22 protein-coding genes are annotated in these 23,606 nt (G+C 67.1%); 4 read left to right on the forward strand and 18 right to left on the reverse strand.

Features of this window, described 5'->3' with window-relative positions:
• The first annotated feature begins 52 nt into the window (after nucleotides 1-52).
• A complete protein-coding gene (locus tag I7X39_RS14535; protein ID WP_198111895.1) occupies nucleotides 53-1,636 on the forward strand; it encodes a sigma 54-interacting transcriptional regulator in 1,584 nt (527 codons plus the stop codon).
• 165 nt (nucleotides 1,637-1,801) lie between these two features.
• Here the strand turns inward: I7X39_RS14535 and I7X39_RS14540 are convergent, their stop codons facing one another.
• Nucleotides 1,802-3,268 carry a S8 family serine peptidase gene (locus I7X39_RS14540; RefSeq protein WP_198111896.1) on the reverse strand — a complete coding sequence of 489 codons (1,467 nt, stop codon included), beginning with the start codon at nucleotides 3,266-3,268 and terminating at the stop codon, nucleotides 1,802-1,804.
• A 334-nt stretch (nucleotides 3,269-3,602) separates the two neighbouring features.
• Here I7X39_RS14540 and I7X39_RS14545 point away from each other — a divergent pair, with 334 nt between their 5' ends.
• Nucleotides 3,603-4,322 carry a substrate-binding periplasmic protein gene (locus I7X39_RS14545; protein WP_198111897.1) on the forward strand — a complete coding sequence of 240 codons (720 nt, stop codon included), beginning with the start codon at nucleotides 3,603-3,605 and terminating at the stop codon, nucleotides 4,320-4,322.
• Between the two features lie 348 nt (nucleotides 4,323-4,670).
• Here the strand turns inward: I7X39_RS14545 and I7X39_RS14550 are convergent, their stop codons facing one another.
• The 14 genes from I7X39_RS14550 to soxC form a co-directional block, all read right to left on the reverse strand.
• A complete protein-coding gene (locus tag I7X39_RS14550) occupies nucleotides 4,671-4,862 on the reverse strand; it encodes a YgaP family membrane protein (protein WP_232351974.1) in 192 nt (63 codons plus the stop codon).
• 26 nt (nucleotides 4,863-4,888) lie between these two features.
• Nucleotides 4,889-5,824, reverse strand: a complete 936-nt coding sequence (locus tag I7X39_RS14555; RefSeq protein ID WP_232351975.1) for an MBL fold metallo-hydrolase — start codon at nucleotides 5,822-5,824, stop codon at nucleotides 4,889-4,891.
• A 125-nt stretch (nucleotides 5,825-5,949) separates the two neighbouring features.
• Nucleotides 5,950-6,321 carry an ArsR/SmtB family transcription factor gene (locus tag I7X39_RS14560; RefSeq protein ID WP_198111899.1) on the reverse strand — a complete coding sequence of 124 codons (372 nt, stop codon included), beginning with the start codon at nucleotides 6,319-6,321 and terminating at the stop codon, nucleotides 5,950-5,952.
• 82 nt (nucleotides 6,322-6,403) lie between these two features.
• Nucleotides 6,404-6,724 (reverse strand): c-type cytochrome, encoded by a 321-nt coding sequence (locus I7X39_RS14565; protein WP_198111900.1) that lies wholly within the window; start codon nucleotides 6,722-6,724, stop codon nucleotides 6,404-6,406.
• Between the two features lie 46 nt (nucleotides 6,725-6,770).
• The gene (locus I7X39_RS14570; protein ID WP_198111901.1) at nucleotides 6,771-7,361 is read right to left on the reverse strand and encodes a c-type cytochrome; all 591 of its coding nucleotides are present in this window, start codon (nucleotides 7,359-7,361) and stop codon (nucleotides 6,771-6,773) included.
• Complete coding sequence (locus I7X39_RS14575) at nucleotides 7,358-8,449, reverse strand: YeeE/YedE family protein (RefSeq protein WP_198111902.1); 1,092 nt, start codon at nucleotides 8,447-8,449, stop codon at nucleotides 7,358-7,360. The genes I7X39_RS14570 and I7X39_RS14575 overlap by 4 nt, the downstream gene beginning before the upstream one ends.
• Entirely contained in the window at nucleotides 8,450-8,959 is a 510-nt protein-coding gene (locus tag I7X39_RS14580; protein WP_198111903.1) for a GlcG/HbpS family heme-binding protein, read from the reverse strand.
• Nucleotides 8,956-10,692 (reverse strand): thiosulfohydrolase SoxB, encoded by a 1,737-nt coding sequence (gene soxB / locus I7X39_RS14585; RefSeq protein WP_198111904.1) that lies wholly within the window; start codon nucleotides 10,690-10,692, stop codon nucleotides 8,956-8,958. Before soxB ends, I7X39_RS14580 begins: the two co-directional genes overlap by 4 nt.
• A 60-nt stretch (nucleotides 10,693-10,752) precedes the next feature.
• Nucleotides 10,753-11,391: a sulfur oxidation c-type cytochrome SoxX gene (gene soxX, locus I7X39_RS14590; RefSeq protein WP_198111905.1), complete on the reverse strand. Its 639-nt coding sequence runs from the start codon at nucleotides 11,389-11,391 to the stop codon at nucleotides 10,753-10,755.
• A gap of 10 nt (nucleotides 11,392-11,401) precedes the next feature.
• Nucleotides 11,402-12,211, reverse strand: a complete 810-nt coding sequence (soxA, locus tag I7X39_RS14595) for a sulfur oxidation c-type cytochrome SoxA (RefSeq protein ID WP_198111906.1) — start codon at nucleotides 12,209-12,211, stop codon at nucleotides 11,402-11,404.
• Nucleotides 12,212-12,250: 39 nt separating this feature from the next.
• The gene (soxZ, locus tag I7X39_RS14600) at nucleotides 12,251-12,562 is read right to left on the reverse strand and encodes a thiosulfate oxidation carrier complex protein SoxZ (RefSeq protein WP_198111907.1); all 312 of its coding nucleotides are present in this window, start codon (nucleotides 12,560-12,562) and stop codon (nucleotides 12,251-12,253) included.
• A 60-nt stretch (nucleotides 12,563-12,622) separates the two neighbouring features.
• The gene (soxY, locus tag I7X39_RS14605) at nucleotides 12,623-13,081 is read right to left on the reverse strand and encodes a thiosulfate oxidation carrier protein SoxY (protein ID WP_198111908.1); all 459 of its coding nucleotides are present in this window, start codon (nucleotides 13,079-13,081) and stop codon (nucleotides 12,623-12,625) included.
• A 76-nt stretch (nucleotides 13,082-13,157) separates the two neighbouring features.
• A complete protein-coding gene (locus I7X39_RS14610) occupies nucleotides 13,158-14,216 on the reverse strand; it encodes a c-type cytochrome (RefSeq protein ID WP_198111909.1) in 1,059 nt (352 codons plus the stop codon).
• Nucleotides 14,197-15,585, reverse strand: coding sequence for a sulfite dehydrogenase (gene soxC, locus I7X39_RS14615; protein WP_310739929.1), 1,389 nt, complete (start codon nucleotides 15,583-15,585; stop codon nucleotides 14,197-14,199). The genes I7X39_RS14610 and soxC overlap by 20 nt, the downstream gene beginning before the upstream one ends.
• 224 nt (nucleotides 15,586-15,809) lie before the next feature.
• Between soxC and I7X39_RS14620 the strand changes: the two genes are divergently transcribed.
• Entirely contained in the window at nucleotides 15,810-16,010 is a 201-nt protein-coding gene (locus I7X39_RS14620; protein WP_198111910.1) for a hypothetical protein, read from the forward strand.
• Nucleotides 16,011-16,300: 290 nt separating this feature from the next.
• Nucleotides 16,301-17,314 carry a tRNA pseudouridine(13) synthase TruD gene (gene truD, locus I7X39_RS14625; protein ID WP_198111911.1) on the forward strand — a complete coding sequence of 338 codons (1,014 nt, stop codon included), beginning with the start codon at nucleotides 16,301-16,303 and terminating at the stop codon, nucleotides 17,312-17,314.
• A gap of 380 nt (nucleotides 17,315-17,694) precedes the next feature.
• Here truD and I7X39_RS14630 read toward each other — a convergent pair whose 3' ends face one another.
• The 3 genes from I7X39_RS14630 to I7X39_RS14640 form a co-directional block, all read right to left on the reverse strand.
• On the reverse strand, nucleotides 17,695-18,474 hold the full coding sequence (locus I7X39_RS14630; protein ID WP_198111912.1) for a hypothetical protein: 780 nt from the start codon (nucleotides 18,472-18,474) through the stop codon (nucleotides 17,695-17,697).
• Nucleotides 18,471-20,966, reverse strand: a complete 2,496-nt coding sequence (locus I7X39_RS14635; protein ID WP_198111913.1) for a hypothetical protein — start codon at nucleotides 20,964-20,966, stop codon at nucleotides 18,471-18,473. The genes I7X39_RS14630 and I7X39_RS14635 overlap by 4 nt, the downstream gene beginning before the upstream one ends.
• A gap of 80 nt (nucleotides 20,967-21,046) precedes the next feature.
• Nucleotides 21,047-23,104, reverse strand: coding sequence for a hypothetical protein (locus tag I7X39_RS14640; RefSeq protein WP_198111914.1), 2,058 nt, complete (start codon nucleotides 23,102-23,104; stop codon nucleotides 21,047-21,049).
• Nucleotides 23,105-23,606: the final 502 nt, after the last annotated feature.

The following is a 23,606-nucleotide window of genomic DNA, read 5'->3' on the forward strand; positions in this document are numbered from 1 at the left end:
TTCGTTCGCCAATCCATACGATCGGCCCACTGTCTCCTTTTCCGTACGAACCATGCAGCTGCGCCTGATCACCGAAGACCGCCTCGGCATCACCCATGAGGTGCTGGCCCTGATCGCGCAGCGCGATCTGGACCTGGCCACGATGGAGATGGGGCTGCACAACATCTACCTGAACGTGCCGGACCTGAAACCGGCGGCGCGCGCCAGCATCGAGGCCGAGCTGCTGGCCGTGCCCGGGGTCAAGCGCGTCGAGCCGCTGCAGCTGATGCCGGGCGAGGCGCGCCGCCAGCAGCTCGACATCCTGCTGGCCTCGCTGGCCCAGCCGGTCTTCGTGCTGGACCGCGAGGGCCAGATCGTCATGGTCAGCAAGGCCGCGCAGCGCGCCGCGCGCCAGCGCAACCCGGAGTGGATCGGCCTGCCGCTGTCCGCCCTGCTGCGCGTGCCCACGCTCTGGGAGGACCTGCGCGCCGCCGGCGGCGACTTGAGCAGCCTGGAGGTGCAGTTCGCCGGCAAGGCCTGGCTGCTCTATGCCAGCCCGCTGCTGGAGCCGGACCGTGGCGCGCTCAGCGGCGCGGTGGTGACCCTGCGCGACGCCGCCTGGCTGGGCGAGCAGGCCGCGCATCTGCAGCGCCTGGAGCCGGCCGGCGGGCTCAAGGCCTTGCTGGGCGAATCCCTGCCGATGCGCGAGATGCGCGCGCGCGCCGAGCGCATGGCGGCGGTGGACGCGCCGCTGCTGATCCTGGGCGAGACCGGCACCGGCAAGGAGCTGATCGCGCGCGCCTGCCATGAGCTGAGCCCGCGCGCCCAGGCGCCCTTTCTGGCGCTGAACGCTGCGGCCCTGCCCGAGAGCCTGGCCGAGAGCGAGTTGTTCGGCTACGCGCCCGGCGCCTTCTCGGGCGCGCAGCGTGGCGGCAAGCCGGGCCTCTTGGAGATGGCGCATGGCGGCACGGTGTTCCTCGATGAGATCGGCGAGATGTCGCTCTACCTGCAGGCCAAGCTGCTGCGCTTCCTGAACGACGGCAGCTTCCGCCGCGTGGGCGGCGAGAAGGAGCAGAAGGTCGATGTGCGGGTGGTCTCGGCCACGCACCGGCGGCTCGATCAGATGGTGGCGCGCGGCGAGTTCCGCGAGGACCTGTACTACCGCCTGAACGTGCTGAACCTGCAGGTGGCGCCGCTGCGCGAACGCGGCGACGACGTGCTGCTGCTGGCCGAGCATTTCGTCGAGCGCTCGGCGCGCCAGATCGGCCGCCTGCCGCCGCGGCTCAGCCCGGCCGCGCGCGTGGCGCTGCGCCGCGCGCCATGGCCGGGCAACATCCGTCAGCTGCAGAACCTGCTGTTCCGCGCCGTCACGGTCTGCGACAAGGCTGAACTTGAGGTCGCGGATCTGGACCTGGATGCGCAGACCGCCCAGGCTGCCCAGCTCGCCCCGGCCGCCGCCCCTGGCCTGGCGCGTGCGGCCGTGCCGGCCGACGAGGCCGAACCCGCCAGCTGGGCCGAGGCCGTGGCCGCCTTCGAGCAGGAGCTGCTGACCCGCCTGTTCCCGCGCTACCCCAGCAGCCGCAAGCTCGCCGCCCGGCTGGGCATTTCGCACAGCGTGGTGGCGGGCAAGCTGCGGCGCTACGGCATCGGTGGCTGACGCAGGGCAACGCTGAACAAGTCCCTCGCGCGTCGCGCATCCCTGGCTTGGGCGGGCTGCGGCGTTGCAAATGCTCGCCATAGCCACGGCTATGGCTGTGCTTTGCGCCTTGCCCCCATCCCAAGCCAGGGCGCGCGCCACCACGCGGACTTATTCAGCGTCGCCTCAGCGCACCGGCGTCACGTCCAGGTAGTTTTCGGCATGCGGGTAGCCGGAGCTGTTCGTGAAGCCCGCCGTCGACGTGGAAGCGTTCAGCAGGCGCTGGCGGATATCCAGGAAGGCACCATAGGAATTGCCCTGCGGGAACTTCTTCAGGAACAGCGCCGCCGCGCCGGCCGCATGGGGCGCGGCCATCGAGGTGCCGGTCATGCTGGTGTAGCCGCCGTCGTTCTCCAGCCGGGTGGTGGAGTAGATGCCGTAGCCGGGCGCGCCCAGGGCCACGGGGGCGGAGGCGCGCGGGTTCCAGGCTGCCGTTTCATTGCCCCAGTTGCTGCTGTCCCACCACCAGTCGCCGCCGGTCGATTCCGGGCCGCCCCAGGCGGCGCTGATGGCGAGCACGGCGTCGTCGTAGGTGCTGGGCAGGAAGCCGCGCGCATTGACGCCGAAGTTGCCGGCCGAGACCACGATGACCACGCCGGCATTGGCGGCCTCGCAGAAGGCGCGGGCGTAGTTGTCGCTGCCGTGGTAGCCGCTGGCGTCGCAGTAGCCCACCTTGCTGCCGCCGCCGCCGATCGACACATTGGCCACCGTGGCCGTGCCCAGCGCCAGGGTGCGCTGGGCCACATAGTCCAGGCCGGCGGCCACCTTGGCGGCGGTGGTGTTGTTGCGGCTGTCCAGCACCTTCACCGCATGCAGGGTGGCCTGCGGCGCCACGCCCACCACGCCGATGCCGTTGTTCAGCGCCGCGATGGTGCCGGCCACATGGCTGCCATGGCCCTGGTCGTCGTCCCAGTCGGCCGAACAGCTGAAGCGGCCGGCGGACACGCAGGCCTGCACCGCGTAGCCGTCGGCGATGTTGGCGGCCAGGTCGGGGTGGTCCTTGTCGATGCCGGAATCGACGACGAAGACGTGCACGCCGGCGCCGCCGTTGGCGGCGCCGGCGGCGTTGATGCGGCTGATGCCCCAGGGCGTGGTCTGGCCGCTGCCGCCGCCACCCCCGCCACCCGGCTTGCCCTGGGCCTGCAACGGGAAGTCGGCCGACAGGGACTCCACCTCGGGCGTGCGGCGCAGGTGGTCGATCTGGGCGGCCGTCAGCGGCGCGGCAAAGCCGACGAAGGCGCCGCCATAGACCTGGGTCGGTTCGATGCCCAGGCGGCGCGCCAGCTGCAGCGCGCGCAGCTTGTTGGCCTGGGCCTGCAGCTGCACCAGCTGGGCGCGCCGGCCGGCGCTCATGTGTTGGCCGCGCGCCTGCTCCAGCGCCTGTTCGCGCGCCAGCAGGCCCTTGATCTGGGCGCCGCCCCGCAGGGCAACGAGGTGGGTGGAGGCGGGCTCGGTCTGTGCCCAGCTGGCCGGCAGCCAGCCGACGGCGCAGCCGGCCACCAGCACCAGGGCGCAGAACGGGGTGCCGGTGGGGCGTGCTTGCGCGGGCTTCAGGCTCCGCTGCGCCCACCACATGACCAGGGTTGTCTTCATCTCGTCGTCTCCGGTTGGGATGTGAAGCCCGATCTGGACCCGTACTGCTGGGACGGCTGGCGGGCGCGGCCCGACCTGGCTCTGTAGGCCCGCTGTTTGCCTACTGCGGCGGGCTACGCAGAGGGCGTGCCAGACCGGGTTTGCCCGCGCTTTGGCGCCCAAACAGGGGCGCTTGGGGGGCGGGCGTACGGACCGGCGCGCGAATCCGTCCGGGGATGCGCACGCCGGCGCCTTGGCGTCCGGAACGCCACACGGGGGTTTGCCCTGGGGAGTGCTTGCGGTGCCGCGCGCCCGGGGTTAGGGTGGCGAATCACCCCCGTCGAGGAGGCCGCCCATGAAGCTGTTGCGTGCCTTGCTGCTGGCCAGTTGCCTGCCCCTGGCCACGGCCGCCCCCCTGGTGCTGAACACCGAGGATGCGGCGCCCTACAACATGCTGGTCAACGGCCAGGTCGTCGGCGTCGGGGCGGACAAGGTGAAGCTGCTGATGCAGCATGCCAAGCAGAGCTACAAGATCGAGCTGCTGCCCTGGCGGCGCGCCTACGAGGACGCGCTGCGCAACGCCAACACCTGCGTGTTCTCGACCACCCGCACGCCCGAGCGCGAGCAGCTCTTCAAATGGGTCGGGCCGATCGCCTTCAACGAATGGCTGCTGTTCGGCCGTGCCGATGTGCCGATCAAGCTGGCCAGCCTGGAGGACGCGCGGCCACATCTGATCGGCGCCTACAACGGCGATGTGCGCGAGCAGTTCCTGCGCGCGCGCGGCTTCCGGGTCGAGACCGTGGTGGCCGATTCACTCAACCCCAAGAAGCTGATGCTGGGCCGCATCGACCTCTGGGTCTCGGGCCGCTACGACGGCGCGGTGCTGATCGAACAGGGCGGCTGGGCCCAGCAGATCGTGCCGGTGCTGAACTTCCACCGCTCCGAGCTCTACCTGGCCTGCAATCTGCAGGTGGAAGACGAACTGGTCGACCGCCTGAACGTGATGCTGAGCGTGATCAACCGCGACGGCAGCGCCGCCAAGATCGACGAGCGCTACGCCAGCTGGCCGAAATAGCTAGGGCCTGTTAACCCGACGCGAAGCCACCGCGTTGCCATCCAGAAAAGGCGCCAACGAGGCGCGAAAAGAAGCCGGGGCAGGCCTTGCAGGCCGCGCTGGGCCAGAGGCCCAGCTCTGTGTGAGGCAGTTCGGGCCCTCAGGGCCCAAACTGTCCACACACAGCCCCGGCGAGGCTTCGTAACGAAGTGGGCGCCTTTTTCTGGTGGCAACCCGAAGGGAATGGGGCTGGCCGGCCGCCATGCGTCGTTGCAGCACTCGCCCAGACGCGAGTCTGGGCGTCGCACTGCGCCTAGCCTAGCGGCCGGCCAGCTCCATTCGCGGGGCTCCGCGTCGGGTTAACAGGCCCTACTTGCGCGGGCAGCTGTTGATGCCCAGCACCGTGTACAGCGGGCACCAGCCCAGTGCGCCGGTGGCCAGAGGCACGATGCCGATGTAGGCCCAGGGGCCGAGCACGCCGGTCACGGCCAAGCCGATCAGCGCCAGGCCAGCGACGACACGCAGGCCGCGGTCCAGGCCGCCTTCATTGGGTTTGATCATGGTGTTTCTCCTTGGGGTTGCAGGACTCAGGGGGCCTCGCGCTCCATCAACAGATAGGTGTTGTAGGCGTTCATGCGGTTGGCGTAACGGAACATGGGCAGGGCCTCGAAGCGCGACCAGTCGGTGCGGGCATAGGCCTCGTCGAAGGGTTCGAGATTGCGGGCCGCCGCGCCCATGGTCTGGCGCAGATGGAGCAGGTAGTCGCGCGTCAGCTGCAGGTCGGTCTGGGGCGCGTCGGCCACGGGGCCATGGCCGGGCAGCAGGCGCGCCGGCTGCAGGCTCAGCAGGCCGTCCAGCGCGGCGATCCAGCTGCGGCTGTCGGCCTGGCCGATGAAGGGGATGCGGCCGCGGAACACCAGGTCGCCCGCGAACAGGCTGCCGCTGCGCGGGTGGAAGACCACCAGGTCCTCGGGCGTGTGGGCCGGGCCCACGTGGCGGATCAGCAGGCGCTCGCCGCCCAGGTTCAGCTCGGTCTCGGGGCCGGTCAACCATTCGTCGGCCGGCACCAGCCGGGTCTGCTCGTCGACCCAGGGTGCCAGCTCCTCGCGGCTGACGGTCAGGCGCTGACGGGCGGTGTCGGAGTGCAGGTACTCGCGCGCCGCCGGGTGGGCCAGGATGCGTGCGCCCGCCGCCTTCAGGGCCTGCAGGCCGTAGATGTGGTCGGCGTGGTAGTGGGTGACGACCACGCTGTGAATGGGCAGCGGCGTGACGCGGCGGATGGCGGCCAGCAGCTCTTCGGCCAGCGCGGGCGAGCCCAGACCGTCGATGACGAGCACGCCCGCCGGCGTGACGACGAAACCAGCGTTGGAGATGAAGTTGCGGTTGGCGCTGGAGCCCAGCGCCGTCTCGCCCTGCACGAACCAGACCGCGGGCGCGACCTCGCGCGCCTGCAGCACCTGGGCCTGGGTGCCTGGACTGCCGAGGAGCAGCAGCGCGAGCCAGAGTGCGTGCAGTGAGCGCATGATTCTTTGCATCAGCATGGGCGAATATTTATGCGTATTCGACTCCCATCGGGGGCCTGTGCCCTTGATCTGGCGCAAGCCGTGTGCGGACGCGCAGGCCTTTGCCGCGACCCTTCAGGGGCGGCTCAGCGGCCAGCCCGCAGCCGGCGCGGTGCCACCAGCAGCCGGTCGGCCGCTTCGGTGGAATCGGCTTCCTCAACTTCGGAGGCCACCTGGGTGCAGACGGCGCGGCACAGCTGCGCCACCTTCTGGCTTTCCAGCCGGTAGTAGACGAGCGTGCCTTCGCGCCGCTTGGCCAGCACCCCGGCGCGGTAGAGCGCCGAGAGGTGCTGCGACATGTTCGGCTGCGTGGTGTCGATCTGCTCCAGCAGCTCGCTGACATTGCGTTCGCCGTTGCAGACCGCGCTGATGATCTTCAGGCGCACCGGCGTGGCCAGCAGCTTGAAGAGCTCGGCGGCGGACTCAAAAACCAGGTCGCTTTCGTTCAGGGCGGACATGTCAGGACGGGCTCTCTATTGCTGTATTCATGCTAATGGATGCACTGACATGACCGCCCCATTCGGGTCTGGGGGTGCGGCTCTACTTGGCGCCGGCCAGGATCCAGCCGGCCAAGGCCTTGGCATCGGCCTCGCTCAGCGTGGGCTGCGGCGGCATGGGCACCGGGCCCCAGCGGCCGCTGCCGCCCTTCTGGATGCTGGCCACCAGCTGGGCCTGCGCATCCTTCTGGCCGGTGTACTTCTTGGCCACGTCCTGGTAGGCCGGGCCCACGACCTTCTTGTCGACTCCGTGGCAGGCCATGCAGTTGTTCTTTTGCGCCAGCTGCAAGTTGGCGTGGGCGGCAGGGCTGGCGGCCAGCAGGGCCAGGGCGCTGAGGAAGGGGAGGGCGGGCAGGAACTTCATGGTGGGCAGGCAAAGGCGCAGCCGGGCTGCGGGTTGGGGAAAGGAGTCACTTCAAGCCGCTCAGGTAGGCCGCGACGGCCTTGGTTTCGAGCTCGCTGAGCTTGCTGGCGATGCCATGCATCACCGCGTTGTCGTTGGTGCGTTCGCGGCGGTTGAAGAGCTTGATCTGGTTCTCGACGTATTGCGCATGCTGGCCGGCCAGTCGCGGCAGGGTCTCGCTGCCCAGGGCCTGTGGGCCGTGGCAGCTGGCGCAGGCCGGCACACCGCTGAAGGGGTTGCCGCGCAGGTAGACGAATCGGCCCACGGCGGCCAGTTCGGGGTCCTGCACCGGGTGCTCCTGCGGCGGCTGGCGAGAAAACCACTCGCCCAGGGCCTGCATGTCGGCGGGGCTCAGTTCCTCCACCATCGGCTGCATGGTGCTGCTCTTGCGCTTGCCGCTGCGGTAGTCGGCCAGCTGGCGCGCCACGTAGGCGGCGTTCTGACCGGCCAGACGGGGGAACACCGGGCTGGAGCTTTCGCCATTCGCGCCGTGGCAGATGAAGCAGCGGCCTTGCACGATGGCCTCGGCGGCAGCGAGATCAGCGGATTGGGCGCGCGGCAGCGCGGCGATCAGCAGGAGGAACAGTAGCGCTCTCATGGGGTCTGGGGCTGGCCGGGCATGGCCTGGTCGGGGCTGGGTTGGGCGTGCTGGTCGAGCAGGCGGTCGGTCAGGGCGGCGGCCAGCCAGATGCCGACCAGGGTGAGCCAGGCGGTGAGCGAAAACACCGCGGCACCGGAAAGCCCGGCACCCACCGCGCAGCCGCCCGCCAGCATGCCGCCAAAACCCATCAGCACCGCGCCGGCCAGGTAGCGGCGCATGCTGGCGCCACCCTGGAAGCCTTCGAGCTTGAGCTCCCTGAAGGCGGCCGCGGCGACGAAGGCGCCCAGCACCACGCCGACGATCAGGCCCATGTCGAAGTTCAGCGGCTTGCCGCCGGCGAACAGCACGCGCGTCAGCAGCTCGGCCGAGGGGCCGGTGAAGCTCATGGCCTGCACGGGTGTGGGGTCGAAGGCGATGCGGCCGAACTGCCAGGTGAAAGCCCAGGCCGCGGCGATCGTCAGGCCCACGGCGATGGCGCCGCCCCAGCCCCAGGCCGGCACGCGCTGCCTCCGTGCCCACAGCACGGCGGCGGCCAGCCACAGCACGCCAAAGGCGAGGGCAACACCATGGCCCAGTTGCCAGCGCGCCAGCAGGTCGCGCGTGGGGCCGCCTTCCACCGTCACCCAGGCCGTCAGCGCCTCTCGCAGCGGCGCCAGTGCACCCGTCCAGCTGGCCTGGGCGGTGACGGCGAACACCAGCCCGGAGATGACCGAGCGCAGATTGCCTTGCGCGGCGAGCACCAGCAGGCGGCTGGAGCAGCCGCGCGCCAGGATCATGCCGGTGCCGAACAGCAGGCCGCCGATCAGCGCCCCGGAGATGCTGCCGCGCGCTGCGAGCTGGCGCGCCTCGCTGGCGTCGAATGCGCCCAGCAGCACCAGGGCCTGCGTGGCCACCACGGCCGATCCGAAGGCGAACAGCCACACCGTGAGCTTGCCGCCTTGCTGGCCGCGCGCGAACTCGATGACCGCCGAGCGCAGGCAGAAGCGGCTGCGTTGCGCGAAGAAGCCGAACAAGGCGCCCAGCAGCAGCCCCCCGCCGGCCAGCGCGGCGGGCTCGCCCACGCGCTCCAGCAGGGCCTGCAGCACTCAGAGCTCCAGATCGCCCAGCACCGCCGCCACACCGGCCTTGGCGCAGGCGTCGTCGGCCTCGCCGCCCGGCGCGCCGGAGACGCCGATGGCACCGAGCACCGCGCCGCCGGCTTCAATCGGAAGGCCGCCGCCCACGGCCATCACCCGCGCGCGCTGGCGGATGCCGCTCATGGGCTGGCCCGCCTGGGTCTCGCGGGCCAGGTCGGTGGTGGATATGCGGAAGCTCGCCGCCGTCCAGGCCTTGTCGCTCGCCACCTCGGGGGTGTGGGCGCCGGCAAAGCGGTCGCGCAGCAGCACCTGCAGCAGGCCGGCGCGGTCCACCACGGCCACCGCGACCTGGTGGCCGTTCTTGCGGCATTGGGCCAGCGCGGCCTGGGCGGCCTTGAGTGCGGTTTCGGGGGTCATCAGGCGCACGTCATGGTGCGCCGCAGGCTGAGCCTGCAGGGTGCCGGCGCACAGAAGGAGGCCGAGGGTCAGACCACGGAGACGCACAGGGGCTGGATTCATGGCATCACTCCCGGGTTGCCCGCCATGCCGATGAGGCGCGGGGTGTTGAGTCGGCGCGGCTTGACCTTGCCGCCCTGGGCGCGCAGCCAAGCCTCCACATGCTCCCAAACCGGTTTGACGCCGGGCTGACTGCGCGCTTCCTCGGCCACCGGTGCCCAGCCGGCCACCTTGTAGCGCTTGGCGGCATCCAGGGGCTTGCCCCCCAGGCGCATGTCGTGGATGCGCTGGCCGGCGCGGGCCATGGGGTCGATGGCGTAGCTCAGGCCACCCACGCGCACCATGTCGCCGCCCTGCTGGTAGTAGGGGTCGGGGTTGAAGAGGTTGTCGGCCACGTCTTCCAGCACGGTCTTGATGAACTCGCCCGTCATCTCGGTCAGCGTGGCGTAGGGGTAGGTGATGGCGAGCTGGTCCATCATCAGCTCGCGCGTGATCACCTCGCCCGGCAGCAGGCTGGTGCCCCAGCGGAAGCCGGGGCTGAAGGCGATCTCGGCGCCCTGGGTGTCCATCAGCGCGTCGCACAGCAGCTGGTCCCAGCTGCCGTTGAAGTTGCCGCGGCGGTAGAGCAGGCCTTCGGTCGTGGCCAGCGGCTGGGCCAGCCGGTCGGCGTAGGGCGCGCGGATCTTGTCGATCAGCGCCTGCATCTCGGCATCGGCCGGCAGCAGATTGCTGAACACGGGGAGCAGGCGGTAGCGGAAGTCGGCCAGCTTGCCGTCCTTCACCTCGAGATCCAGCACGCCGAGGAACTTGCCGTTGCTGCCGGCATTGGTCACCAGCGTGGTGCCGCCGGGGTTCTTGACCGGAACGGCCATGGGCACGCCGTCGTGCGTGTGGCCGCCCAGGATGGCGTCGATGCCGCGCACGCGGCTGGCCATCTTCAGGTCCACGTCCATGCCGTTGTGGCTGAGCACCACCACCAGCTGGGCGCCCTTGCCGCGGGCCTCGTCCACCTGGCGCTGCAGGTTTTCGTCCTGGATGCCGAACTCCCAGTCGGCCACCAGGTAGCGCGGGTTGGCAATCGGCGTGTAAGGGAAGGCCTGGCCCACGATGGCCACCGGCACGCCGTTGATCTCGCGGATCACATAGGGCTTGAAGACCGGGTCGCCGAAGTCGTTCGTCTTGACGTTCTGCGCGACGAAGTCCACCTTGCCGGCGAAGTCCTTCTCGACGATTTCCTTGACGCGCTCCATGCCATAGGTGAACTCCCAGTGGCCGGTCATCACGTCCACGCCCAGCAGCTTGCAGGCGTCCACCATGTCCTGGGCGTTCGTCCACAAGCTGGTGGCGCTGCCCTGCCAGGTGTCGCCGCCGTCCAGCAGCAGGGCGCCGGGCCGGCTGGCGCGCAGGCGCTTCACCAGGGTGGCCAGGTGCGCGAAGCCGCCCACCTTGCCGTAGCGGCGTGAAGCCTTCTCGAAGTCCAGCGCCGTGTAGGCATGGGCCAGCGGGGTGCCGGGGCGCACGCCCACGCGCTTGAGCAGGGTTTCGCCCACCAGGTGCGGCAGCTGGCCCTGCATGGCGCCCACGCCCAGGTTGACGCTGGGCTCGCGGAAGCGGATGGGCAGCAGCTGCGCGTGGCAGTCCGTCATGTGCAGCAGCGACACATTGCCGAAGCGGGGCAACTCGTACAGGGCCTGGCCTGCGCTGGCGGCCTCGGCCTCCGCCCAGGGGCCCAGGGCCATGCCCGCGGCGCTGGCGCTGCCCAGCACCTGCAGGAACTCGCGCTTGGAGAGGTTCATGGTTCAGTCTTCACTGATATTTGAAGGGCAAAAAAAGCCCGGTCGCCCGGGCTTGCTCGCTCACTGGTTGACGGGCGACTTCGGGTCCAGCAGCAGCGCCATCAGGTCTTTGAGCTGGCCTTCGTCCAGCAGCTTGGCGTGGCCGAAGCGCGGCATGTTCGAGCAGGCCGAGTAGGCCTTGCTGTTCCACAGCTTGCCCCAGGTGTACTCGACGATGGGCTTGGCCGCCGGGTCGTCCGGGTTCAGCACGCCGCGCAGCTTGCCGTAGTTCCACAGGCTGGGGCCGATGGTGCCGAAGGAGATCTCCTTCTTGTCGATCTGGTGGCAGTTGTAGCAATTGCCGCCGTTCACCTTGGTCTCGATGCTGGTGTCCGTCCAGGTCATGCCGCGGCCGTTCTGGGCCAGCGCTTCGCCACGCTTCCAGTCGCCCAGGTAACGGCCGTCGCTCGGGGGCTGGATGGTGGCTATCGCCTCCTTCTCGACCTGCTTGCTCACGGCATCGGTGGGCGGTTTGTCGCTGGAGCAGGCCGATTGGCCGAGGTCCTGGTTCAGGCGGTCGACCTTGGCGATGCCCTGGTCACGGAAGGAGGCCTTCATCATGGCCTGGGCCTGGCTGTCCAACTCGGCGGGGGAGGGCAGGCTGGCACAGGCGGCCAGCAGCACGGCGCCGGCGCTGGCGAAGAGGATCGAGGTCTTCATCGGCGGCTCCTTAGCGCTTGATGCCGGGGGCGATGGATTCGGCGCCCTTGGCGTTCATGCCCATGAAGCTGGCCAGGGCGATGGTCACCTCGGAGGCATAGCCGGGGTAGGGGAAGCGCTGCTGGCGGAAGCAGTCGTTCAGGCGGCGCTGCATGCTCCAGAGCTCGCCGCTGCTGACGCGGTAGGCCGGCCAGGCCGCAAAGCCCACGCCGTCGCCCGGGTTCTTGGTGAGGTTGGGCAGGTCCTGCAGGCGGATGCGCTTGCCGTCTTCACCGTGGCAGGACGCGCAGGAGAAATCGTGCGTGCCGCCCCGGTAGAAGAACGCCCGCTTGCCCAGCTCATAGAAGCGCTTCTCTTCGGGGTGGCTGGCCGGCAGGTTCATCTTCATGCCGCGCGAGGAAGCCGAGATCCAGGCCACCAGGGCCTCCATATTGGCCTGCTCGCCACGGCCGAAGCGCTCCTCGCTCACGGTCTTGGGGTCGATGCCCTGCAGGCGCTCCATGCAGGTGAGCAGGCGTGACTCCAGGTCCTGCACCTTGTTCGTGTCCGCAAACCAGCGCGGCAGCTCCACAAACGCGCCCTTCACCACCCCCGGGCCCTTGCCCAGGTCGCAGGCTTCCAGCGTGGCGTTCTTGGGCCCGCGCTTGCGTTTCCACAGGTCCTCCCCCTTGGCCTCGAAGAGCTCGGCCGGGTTGCCGTCTTCGAGCATCTTGCGGTACTCGGCAATGCCGTCCGCGGCGGATTTCTCTTGCGCGGGGGCGCTCACCGCGATCAGGGCGATCGCACTGGCGGCGAGCACCGCAAAGGGCTTGTGCTGCATCGGGGGGTCTCCTGCAGGGTGGGGGTGAAAGCGCGTTGCTCAGGACACCACGGCTTCGTCGCTGCGGGTCTCGCCGCGGTTGTCCTTCCAGCTGATGGCGATCTTGTCGCCCGCCTTGGCGCCCTTGACGACGAATTGCAGGAAGGGGTTCTTGGACACCGAGGGCCCCCACTGCGCGCTCAGCACGGGCTTGCCGTTGTGGGTGGCGCTCACCTCCTGGATGAACCAGGCGGGGATGGGCTTGCCGGCGGCGTCCTTGCGCTGGCCGGTTTCCATTTCATGGGCCATCAGGACGCGGACGGTGGCTTTGTCGCCGGCGACTTGGGCGCGGATGCGCATCGGATCGGGCATGGAGTGCTCCTTGAAATTGGGCGTTGGACTGGATCGGGTGGGTGGTGCGGCCAGCGGGGCTTAGCCCCCGCAGCCCCCCAGCGTCACCTTGATCTCCTTCTGCGCAAACAGCACCTTGCCATCCGCCATCAGGGCCACGGCCAGCACGTTGGAGGACTGGCCCATCTTCACGCGGGTGTTGAAGCTGGCCTCCACCGCGTCGCTCACCTCAAACACGGCGGCCAGGGTGCTGGGGTTCTTCTCCACCAGCACCGCCAGGCGTTTGACGCCAGGCAGCGCCGTGGCCACGCCCACCGGCACCACGGCACCGTTCTCGGCGATGTCCGGCCCGGTGATGGTGACGTCCTTGCTCTCCGCCGGGGCGCCGCCGCCCAGGGCCTTGATGGCGTCGGCCACGGTCTTGGCCTCAAAGGCGGCCTGCGTCCAGGCCGCCTGGGCGGCCTGGGGCAGCAGGCCGGCGCCGGCCAGCAGGGCCATGACCTTGGCCGAGTCGGCCAGCAGCTTGCGTCGGGTGTGCATGGGGTTCTCCTTGTTCAGCGCATGCTAATGAATTGATTCAGATCATCACAAGCCGGGGTTATCTCGGGCTGTGGGTTCAGCGCTTGGCGCCCGCGGCAATCCAGGCGGCCAGCAGGGCGGCGTCGGCGTCGGGCAGGGTCTGCGGCGGCATCGGCACCGCGCCCCAGACGCCCTGGCCGCCGCTGCGGATCTTTTGCTGCAGATAGGCCTCCAGATCGCCGCGGCTGGCGTGCTTCTTGGCGATGGCATTGAAGGCCGGGCCGACGATGGGCTTGTCCACCCCGTGGCATGCGGTGCAGCTGTGCTGCGTGGCCTTGGCCAGGGCGGCGGCGTTGGGGGAAGGCGCGGCAGCGGCCGGCTTGGCCGGCGCCGGCAAACTGGGCGGGGCGCCGGCGGGGCGCGTGGTGTCCGCGCCGTGCTGGGCGCCCACTGCGCGGTTCTGCTCGGCCAGGTTGCCGTGGGCATTGCGGGCGTGCTCGGGCAGGAAGCTGGCCAGCTGCGGTTCGGGGCCGCAATCCTTCATGCAGGCCGTGGCCTGCACGTCGGGCTTGCCGCCATTGCCCGGGCTCTTGCCGGGCCACAGGCCGTGGTCGGTGCGCATGCCGTTGCGGTTGGGCAGGCGCTTTTGCACTTCGGCCATGTTCTGCTGGCTGAGCACGAAGTCGTCCGGCACCACGCCGCCCAGATTGAGCAGGTAGGCGGTGACCGAGTAGACCTCGTCCGGCGTCAGCGACTTCGGTTGCGTCCACGGCATGGCGCGGTGGATGTAGTCCCACAGCGTGGAGAGCGTGGAGAGCTTCATCAGCGTGGTGCGGCCGGGGAAGCTGGGGTCGGTCAGGCGTGCCACGCGGCCGCTGGCGATGTCTTCTTTGGTGGTGCCGCCCACCAGGGGGGCGAAGACCTCGTTGCTTTCGCCGAACACGCCGTGGCAGGACGCGCACTTGGCCTCCCACACCTCGGTGCCCTTGGCCACCGAGCCGGAGCCGGGCGGCAGGCCCTTGAAGTCGGGCCGCACGTCGATGTCCCAGGCCTTGATTTCCTTGGCCGTGGCCGGGCGGCCGACATTGGGGTAGGGCTGGGCGGCGGCGCTGCCGACGGCCAGCGCGATGAAGAGCTTAGCCAGCGAGCTGGACATTCTTGACCTCCCCGCTCTCCTGCACCAGCCAGGTCTGGATGGCGTTGTTGTGATAGATCGAGCGCGTGCCGCGCACGGCGCGCAGCTGGCGGTAGCTGGGCTGCACATAGCCGGTCTCGTCCATGGCACGGCTCTGGATCAGCGCGGGCTTGCCGTCCCACACCCAGTCGAGGTTGAAGCGCGTCAGGCACTTGCTGAGCACCGGGGTTTCCAGGCGCGCGCTGCGCCAGTTGCGGCCACCGTCCACCGACACATCCACCCGTTTGATCTTGCCGCGCCCGCTCCAGGCCAGGCCGGTGATGTTGTAGAAGCCTTTGTCCAGCAGCACCTGGCCGCCCGAGGGCGTGGTCACCACCGATTTGCATTCCTGGATGCTGGTGTACTGGCGGTGGCGGCCGTCGGGCATCAGGTCGATGTAGTGCAGCACCTCGTCCTTGGCGCCGTAGGGCTGGTCGCCCACCTCGATGCGGCGCAGGTACTTCACCCAGCTCACGCCCTGCACGCCCGGCACCACCAGGCGCAGCGGGTAGCCGTTCTCGGGGCGCAGCATTTCGCCGTTCTGGCCGTAGGCCACCAGCACCTCGCCGGATTCGACCAGCTCCATCGGCAGCGTGCGCGTCATGCTGGAGCCGTCGGCGCCCTCGCCCAGCACGTAGCGGGCCTTTTTGTAGTCCACGCCGGCCATGTCGAACAGCAGCTTCAGCGGCACGCCGGTGAACTCGCTGCAGCTGAGCATGCCGTGCGAGTACTGGCAGGTGGGCACCGCCACATTGCCCCATTCCATGCCGGTGTTGGCGCCGCATTCGATGAAGTGGAAGCGGCTCACTGAGGGCAGGCGCATCAGCTCGTCCAGCGTGAAGACCATCGGCTTCTTGAGCAGGCGCTCGTCCGAGCCATTGATCATCAGCCGGTGCTTGGAGGGGTCGATGTCCCACCAGCCCTGGTGGTGGCGCTCGAAGTGCAGCCCCGAGGGCGTGACGATGCCGAACAGCGATTGCAGTGGCGCGAAGGACACCGAGGCCTGCGTGGTCTGCGTCAGCCCCGGGCTCTGGCGGCGCTGCACATTGGCTTCGTACTTCGAGGGCTTGCCGTAGCCGTCCGTGGCCACCGGCTGGCCCAGGCCCCGGCTGTGCTCCGGCAGCTCCAGGATGTTGGGGTCGCCGCCCTGCGGGTCCACCGGGTTGGCGGTGGCCAGGGCGCGCGGGGCTGCTGCACTGGCGCCGGCCGCGCCGGCGGCCACGAAGGCCTTGCGCAGGAAGTCGCGCCGGCCCTCCTTGGCCTCGGCAAAGACCTGGCGCACGCCATCGGCGTCGATGAAGTTCTCGGGGGCTTTGATCAGCCGGCCCTGGGGGCTTCGTTCGGGGCTCACGGGTGCTCCTGCTGTGCAGACCCGACCGCGCTTTGGGCTGGGACTGCTTGAATCTGTATATCAGTGCATACAAATATACGGGTACAGACGGCGCCTGTCAGTCAAGGGAAAACCCGCGCTCAGCGGGGCACTTGTCACGCGGGCTCGCTTGTCCTGGGGGGGGCCGAGCCCTTGCCGAACCGACCGGCCTTCGACATACTGTATGCATACACAGTACTGAAGTTATGAACAGCCCATCAAGCCCTCAAACCCTGCCGCCGGAACCGTCCCCGCAAGCCGGGCTGGCGCCGGCGGAGGGCTTGTCGATGGTCTGGCACAGCCGCTTCGGTGCCATGCGCATCGAGGTCATCCATGGCCAGCCCCATGTCAACGGGCAGCGCATCGAACCCCTGCTGCGTCCCACCGTTCCCCAGGAAGCCCCATGAGCACCCAAGAACTGCTGCGTCAACACTACCGCCCCAGCCGCGACCTCCGGCCCCAATGGTTGCGCCGGCTCTGGGCCTGGCTCTGAGCGCCCGCGCCGGCGTGAGGCCAAGTCGGTCGGCCGCCCGGTGGCGCCGCGGACCCAGGACCTCGTTCGGTCCCTGAGGCCCCGCTCCGGCGGCATGGGCGCCGTTTCATCGGTTGCTCGCTACAGTGCCCGCCATCCCTTCTGGATGGCACCTGGTCGGCTGGGCAACCCCGACGACCGACAGCTGGCGCCGTCCGACCGCTCATGACCGACGCTCACTACACAAGCTTGCCGCAGTGGCCCACTGCCTACCCCGCCAGCGGCGCCAGCGCCACCCTGAAGCTCCTCAACGAGGACTTCCTCGTGACCGAACTGCCGCTGCAGCTGCCTTCCGGCGCGGGCGAACACATCTGGGTGGAGGTCGAGAAGAACGGTGCCAACACCGCCTTCGTGGCCCAACAGCTGGCTGAAGCCGCCGGCGTGAACGAGTGGGACGTGGGCTATGCCGGCCTCAAGGACCGCTACGCCATCACCCGGCAGTGGTTCAGCCTCTACCTGCCAAAGGGCGAGACGCGCGACCTGACGCTGCTTCAGCACCCGGAATTCAAGGTGCTGAGCCAAAGCCGCCACGTGAAGAAGCTGCGCCCCGGCGATCTGCAGGGCAACCGCTTCCGCATCGTGCTGCGCGAGGTCAGCGGCGACCGTGGCGGCATCGAGACCAACCTGAAGGCGGTGGCGTCGCAGGGCGTGCCCAATTACTTCGGCGCCCAGCGCTTCGGCTTCGAGGGAGGCAACGTCGAGCAAGGCCGGGCCATGCTGGCGCGCGAAATCCGCGTGCGCAACCCGAAGAAAAAGGGCATCTACCTCTCGGCGGTGCGTTCCTTCGTCTTCAACGAGGTGCTGGCGCTGCGCATCCAGCAGGGGCTCTGGGGCAAGACCCTGCCCGGCGACGTGATGGACGAGGCCGGCCGCCCCACCGGACCCCTCTGGGGTCGCGGCCGCGTGAGCTCCACCGATGAAGCCCAGGCCCTGGAAAACGGCGTGGCCGAACGGCATGCCATCTTGTGCAACGGGCTGGAGCATGCCGGTCTGGACCAGGAGCGCCGCGCCCTGGTGGCCAGCCCGGTGGACCTGGCCTGGGAGTGGCTGCAGCCCGACCAGCTGGTGCTCACTTTTTCCCTACCCGCCGGGAACTACGCCACTTCCGTGCTGAACGAACTCCTTCGCACCACAGAGCCGGACCGGCACACGGAGAGCGAGCCTGCGGCGCTCGATTGACCGCCCGCCACGGCGCTTCTGGGGACACTTGCAAAGATGCCGCGTGCTGAGGCGCGGGCGGCAAATGAGTGAGCAATAGGCTGCCGATGGGCCACTGCAGGGCTGCGCGTAGCCCACGGCCCAGAAACAAAAAGGGCCTGACCGAAGCCAAGCCCTTGTTGCAACTGGAGTTTTGTGGTGCCGGTGAGAGGAGTCGAACCCCCGCATTACGAAGCTGAAAAAAATGCTGGATCTCCAGCAATCTCAATTGAGCTCCACACGTCGTAAGCAGGCCAGTCTCATAGGAGATTGCGCTAAATGACCTCGGACCGAGTTTGCCACGCAAGGCATGCCTCACGAGTCCTGTTTGTCAGATGGGTGTTCCCAAACTGCCGGAGGCCTCACCTGGCCAACGAGACAGGCAATGCTGGAGGCCAGGCCGCGAGGACCAGTGTCCGATGCTTGCGCATCCTCACTACGACCTCCTCCTGCAACTGAAGTGTGACGTGCGCCTCTTGCATCACGTATGTCTCAAGCACGGTCTTGGCGTCAAAGACCCCAGCCAGCGAACTCGGCACCAAGACGCGCATCGGATGCAGGCACGTCCTTTTCATGGATCGCTTCCTAAATGGGAGCAGCGTCATCTCGCGCGGTCCGACAGCAGTGATGACGCCGTGATGCGGTCGAGGGTTGATTTCAATCGTGCGTCCCCTCTCTGTCTGCATCCTTAGTTCGAAGTCTCCGTCGGTGGTTCTCACGCGGATCCCATTGCCAAGCTGATTGCAGAGCGCTCGAATCACCGCTGAGCTCGCAGTGCGTGTCTGTTTCAGGATTTCGTCGAGCTGCATGGCCGTGATGGCGCCGAACTCCGCGCGCAGGCGACCGATGTTGATCATCGTCACTTCGATGACCTGGGCCGCCAGCTCGGTTTCCGATGAGGCCCGTGGACGGCATGGGAAGAAGTCGATCTGGCCGAGGAACCGCGCGTCGACGTAGATGCAAAAGATGCGCTCTGCCTGCTCCGCAACGAGCCGCACGCTGACTGGTCCCCGGTAATGCACAGCAGCCAGTAGCTCCGTGACCGACGCGCGAATTCGGTTCGCATCGGCAACCATCTCGTCGATGGGCAGTTCTTCACCGGCAAGCCCTGCCAGCACCTTGAACAGCAGGGCCGCATTCATGCAACCTCCTCTGGCGCCGAAAGGTCACAGAAGATGCAAGTGGCCAACAGCACTGTGTGAAAGCCGACCATGTTCAGCGCTGCTGAGGGGATGCACCTGTCATGGCGCGGTGCCTGGCTCGAAAGCAGCAGGTAGACAGGTGGCCGACCTTTTCCGGCTGGCACGAGGTCAATCGTCGGGCGGCAGCAATAGACAGATTCAAAGGTCGCGATCAGAAATTCAACTCGATCGCGCTGAGACGGGTCGATCCTTAGCAGCAACCTGCTGGCGGGAACCTCGCAGTTCGCAAAAAAGCGAAGCCATCCCTGCAGGTGTGCGGGTGCTGTGCAGTTCAGGAATCCGCCTTGGGCTGTGTCTCGCCAAAGCGTCGCGGCACCGCTCCGGATCGAGGCCGCCATTGGTCGGCCTAGCGTTTTGACGATCGAATCAAGCTTTGGCTGCTGAACCGGGGCTTCTCGCAGCGGACCGCTCCATTGATCTGAGTACTTGGCCCGCAACTCGGCCACGCGGCTCTCAAATTTGCTCAGCAGACGATTCGGAATGGCCGCATGCCCACTCTCTGGCGCGGCATCGTCGAGCGACTGAATCGAAAGCAAACATGCCACCACGTCCTGCAGGCTCAGCCGATCGGGCTGGGGCGCAGCGATGTCAGGGGTGCACCGATGGCAATCAGTGAGCTTCCTGACAGTGGAGGCCCGCGGTGCGCTCTGCATAAAGAGTCCGGCTAGACCGTCCTTCTCGTCCAGCCGCCCCCGATGAACACGCTGGTAGACGCATGCGTGAGACAAGTTGGACCAAGTGACGACAGCCTCTGTGGTGATGAAACCCTGCAATGCTTGCCAAGTTGCCCGGTGGTTCGGTCCCATCGGCAAATGAAAGTAGTGCCTGATGGTTGTGCTCAAGTTGCTGTGCTTTCCCTTCGCAGAAATCCGCTTCAAGGCACGATTGGCCGCTGCGGGATCGAGGGAGAGAGCCTGGACGGTCTGATGACTGAACCAAGAGTGGCGCAGGGAGTAGAAGGACTCATACCCGTCGCCCGTAATTGACTTGATTGCGCGATCAATTGCGCGGCAGGCGCGGGTAAAAGTCCGCTTGGCCTCAAATTTGTCTCGATCCCACAGTGGCTGAGAGGGAGTCGCGCCGCGTACTTCTCGGAACTTAAACAAGGCCTTCCAGGCCGCGACGGCCGAAGAGGCGATGAACTCGGTCGGACCTAGAGCGGCGTCGGTTTTTGCATCTTTCTCATTCGCTCGGCGACGCAGATTCAGCACGACGCGGTCTTCATAGATTTCCAGGTCTTCCATCCGAGCGCTGATCACATCCCCCGGGCGAAACGGCCGCTCATCTGCAGCGCAGACCAGTGCTTTGATCACCAACTGACTTGCGGGGGTGGCCCCGAGTCGTGGGCAGAGCTCAATGAGACTTGCCCACTCGTGTGGCCAGAGCATCTTGGATGCCGAAGGTGTGTGCGGAACCGCTTCACCGCGCAACCGAGTAGCTGGCTCGCCCCCCGTTGCATTGCAGAGGTGCATGTCGAGCGTCGAGATGGCCGCCCGAGCGTCACTCAGGTCGCCGCAATGTTGGAGCAGTTCCTCGTATGCCGCACTACGAGCTTTGGGCTCAAGATGAAAGACCTGTGCAACCACCTCGGGCGCCGCGCGGGCCATGCGAGCGATTTCTCGCGTGTACCTTGAAGTGATTGAGTGGGACGGGTTGGGTTCCTTCAGGGTTCCCCTTGTGCACATGCCCTCAGCGAGAACAAGGAGGAGCGAGCCGATTGGGTCATCGAGAGCGTCGTCCAGAAGCCCCTGTAGCTGATTCAACTGCTGGGCGCGGGCCTTGGCCATCGACCCGTCTCTCGGATTCATGATGGTCTCGATCTGACGGGCGACACGACTGGCTCCTGAGCTGAGCTCGGCTTGCGTCAAGAGCGAGCAAGCCAAGCCCAGCCCCAAACCCGTGGGCAGGCCGTCCGCCTGAAGTAGCGGTTGGCCGCTGGCGAGTCGTGCCAGAGCCTGTGGCCGGATCGGGGTGATCGACAGGCTGCAGATTGCGTCGTTCAAGAGCATTGTGGGAAGGTGCCGCTCCCAAAATGCTGTTGCGGCGTCCGGCAGCCGATCAAGCGGAGATCGTGAATCTCCGCTTGGACGGGCGTCATGCATGTCGTGCTCCACAAGCCACTCACGCAGTACGCACCGCGCATCGTCAAGGCTCAGTTGGCGGCCATTCAGGCAGGCATGAATGTGTCGGGAAACAGGCCCCAGTTGGATGCATCGAGGTCGCTTGCCCTGGCCCTCAAAGATCACGTAGACGTCTTCGTCCGTGCTCACCGCGGCGGGCAGCGCAGCAGCAAAACTGAGAGCCTCATCCAACAGGCAGATGCCTTCCAGGAAGCCACACAGAGCCGCTTGGGCGGGTGCAAGGTCTTGCCTCGGGCCTTGAAGCAGCAAGCGATTGATGACGGATGAAAAGTACTGGTAGTCCTCGTTCATCCGTGAGCTGGTCACAGCCGCCTTCTTTGCCGCGGATCCCCCGGCCCCCTTTGCAGACCCCGCGCTGGACTTGCGCGCGCTCACAGTGTGCGCCCCAGGCTACAGATCAACCCCCCGATCGCCTGCACGCCAACATGGCGCAGCAGGATGTCTTGGAGGCGCCCAGCGTGATTGCGCCAAGCCTCTACAGACCATGAGGAGCCGCCACATAGGACTTCATGCTCTCCCATGGCGTGGCGCATGAACGCCTCGCGCTCGACCAGTGAAGCGCCCTCGTTCATCAGCAGCTCCGGCACTGCGTGACGCAGAGCGTCCCTGTTGCCTACCCAATCCCCGCCCAATCGCTCGACCAGAGTCAGCGGTGTGTACGCCTCGAGCTTGTGGCCCTTGAACCCGACCAACAGCTCGCTTTCTGGGTCGCCTGCCAGAACGCGGTCTAGCTTTCCTAGGGCGTCTCCCAAATCCGCCTTGCCTTGCAGGCGCACCAAGCGGCCTCGGAGCGACTGGTAATGCTCGCGAAGAAGGTGCAGCTGCATGGTCAAAGTTGCGCCGACCGGCAGCACCCTTCGCGTCGACCGAGAGTCGCTTGTGGCTTTGTCGGTCCAGCCACGCAAGAACGACTTATCAAGCAGTTGTGCGGGTAGAAGTGTGGTCTTCTGGGCTCGCAGGCACAGGGCCAAGCCGAAGCAGTAGGCGCAGTAGGTCACCATCGCCTGGTGATGTGAGATCAGCTTGTCGAGGCCTGAGTTGGGCCCCGGACGCGACGCCTCTACCTCCTGTCGCAGCACCTCGACTTGTCGAGCGATGCTTGATAGGGGAGCTGAGACCTTTGAAAGGTAGCCCTGACTGGATACCGATGATGGCGCCAGAGGTCCCCAGGACAGTAGCTCAGCGCGCCGTGCCTGCGCCTGGAGTACCTCAACCGCGGAGATGCAGGGATAGGCAAACGCCACCTTGGGTGCGCGGCTGAAGTCCAAGCATGCCAGTGCAGTAACCAGGGGGTCGGTACCTTCACTCAGCAATGGCAAGGCTCGGGCCTTCACGAACTTGGGTGCAGTAAAGCGATCCGCGAGCCCGAGGTCGGTATGCAACTTTTGTAGCCCTTCACGTGGCAGCCTGAGGCCAGGCAGGTCACTCAGGCACAGTGCTGCAGGATTGGCTGCGCGCAGGTACCTGAGTTGTTCCGCCATCCACTTCAGCAGTGGGAGCCTCAGCACATCGCTAGTAGGTTGTGCAGCCTCATGTGCGGTTTTGGCCAGCTCAACGAGCACGCCAGACAGGTCAATCAGGAGCTGGCCGCCCGAGCGGTCTAGACGAATGAGCCCAGGCCCCTGAGCAAAGATTGGGATCTGGACCAAATCGCAGGCATCGATGCCAACCCAATGCGCGAGGGCAGTGGTGACGCTCCCTGCATGGCCATCAGTGGCCTTTTGGTAAATCCGCTCGGCCATCAGTTTGACGTCATCAAGGGTTAGCGCACGCGGCCCTGAGATGCCCGCCAGGCTGCCGGCCACGTCAATTCGATACTGCCCGCACCAGCGCTTCTCCACCTTGGCCTCTGCCATGGTGGACTTTGCGGATCTATGGCTGTACTTCCCTTGGCTCAGCTCATCGTGGACCCTTTGCAGTAGGCGCCCAGAGGCTAGGTAAGCCACGCCGACTGCTGCCTGCAGCGTGTCAGGACAACCCCTTTGACTCTCTGCGCTTGCTTGAAGCAGCGCTTGCAGGAAGGGCTCACCAAGTGCTGCGCCTCCCTGGGCGACTTGGAGGTAGGCCGCACCTATCAGGGCGAGTAGGCCGGAGCCAGCAGCGTCGACCTTCAAGCTGGCCACGATGGGCCAGAGACTGGGCTGGTCGGCCAGAGCAATGCCTTCACATGGAGCCTGGGCAGGTAGATGCTCTGTGATCGTGCGCGCCTTGCTGGCCTCTCCAATTAGGAGCTTCCTGCCCTTTGGCGGGACTCGCTCGGCCAGGGCTTCAAGGCACACCGCGAGGTTGAAGAATGCACTGTGGAAGTCAGCATTCCAGGGGCGCGCCCCCAGGGGTTCAACAAGCTGGAAACCAGTGAGCTGAAGGTGGGCAGGGAGGCCCGCGAGCGGTGTGTGTTTCAGGCCGACTGTGTGGAGCGTGACGGGCATTTGCCGGGGATCGAAGTGGCGATCCAGAAATGCTCCAACCTGACAAGCCTTGAATGCACATGCAAGACTGCTGAAGGCAACACACTTTGCCGATCAGATTCCGTGGCCAAGACTGTGATACCGCGAGCCGTCGTCGAGCTCGCGCCTTCTATGTCTATCAGCCTTTGGGTCAATCGATAGGGGTCTCCATCGCTCGCACCGTGAGTCTCTTTGAGGTGGAGGTGCTCATGCTCGGCGGCAACTGCCCCTAGGTGGCTTTAAGGCTGATGTACTGGGGGGGGTGGCCTCATGCTGTTTGGATCACAGTCCGGGGAGTTGTCGTGGTGTGACTGGCCCTTGTCCAAATGAGTCCAACACTCGAACCGCTCCACGCGTCGCCAAAGCTGATCTCCGAGAGCGTCAGCGTGCGTAACCACCACGGAGTAGCTCAGGTCGCAGTTCGTGCCAGCGAATTGAGCCGGCACCTGGGGGTTTGAGGCAAGTTGGCCGAGCTTCGAGATTT

This window comes from Inhella proteolytica (genome assembly GCF_016093275.1).
Taxonomy (GTDB): domain Bacteria; phylum Pseudomonadota; class Gammaproteobacteria; order Burkholderiales; family Burkholderiaceae_C; genus Inhella; species Inhella proteolytica.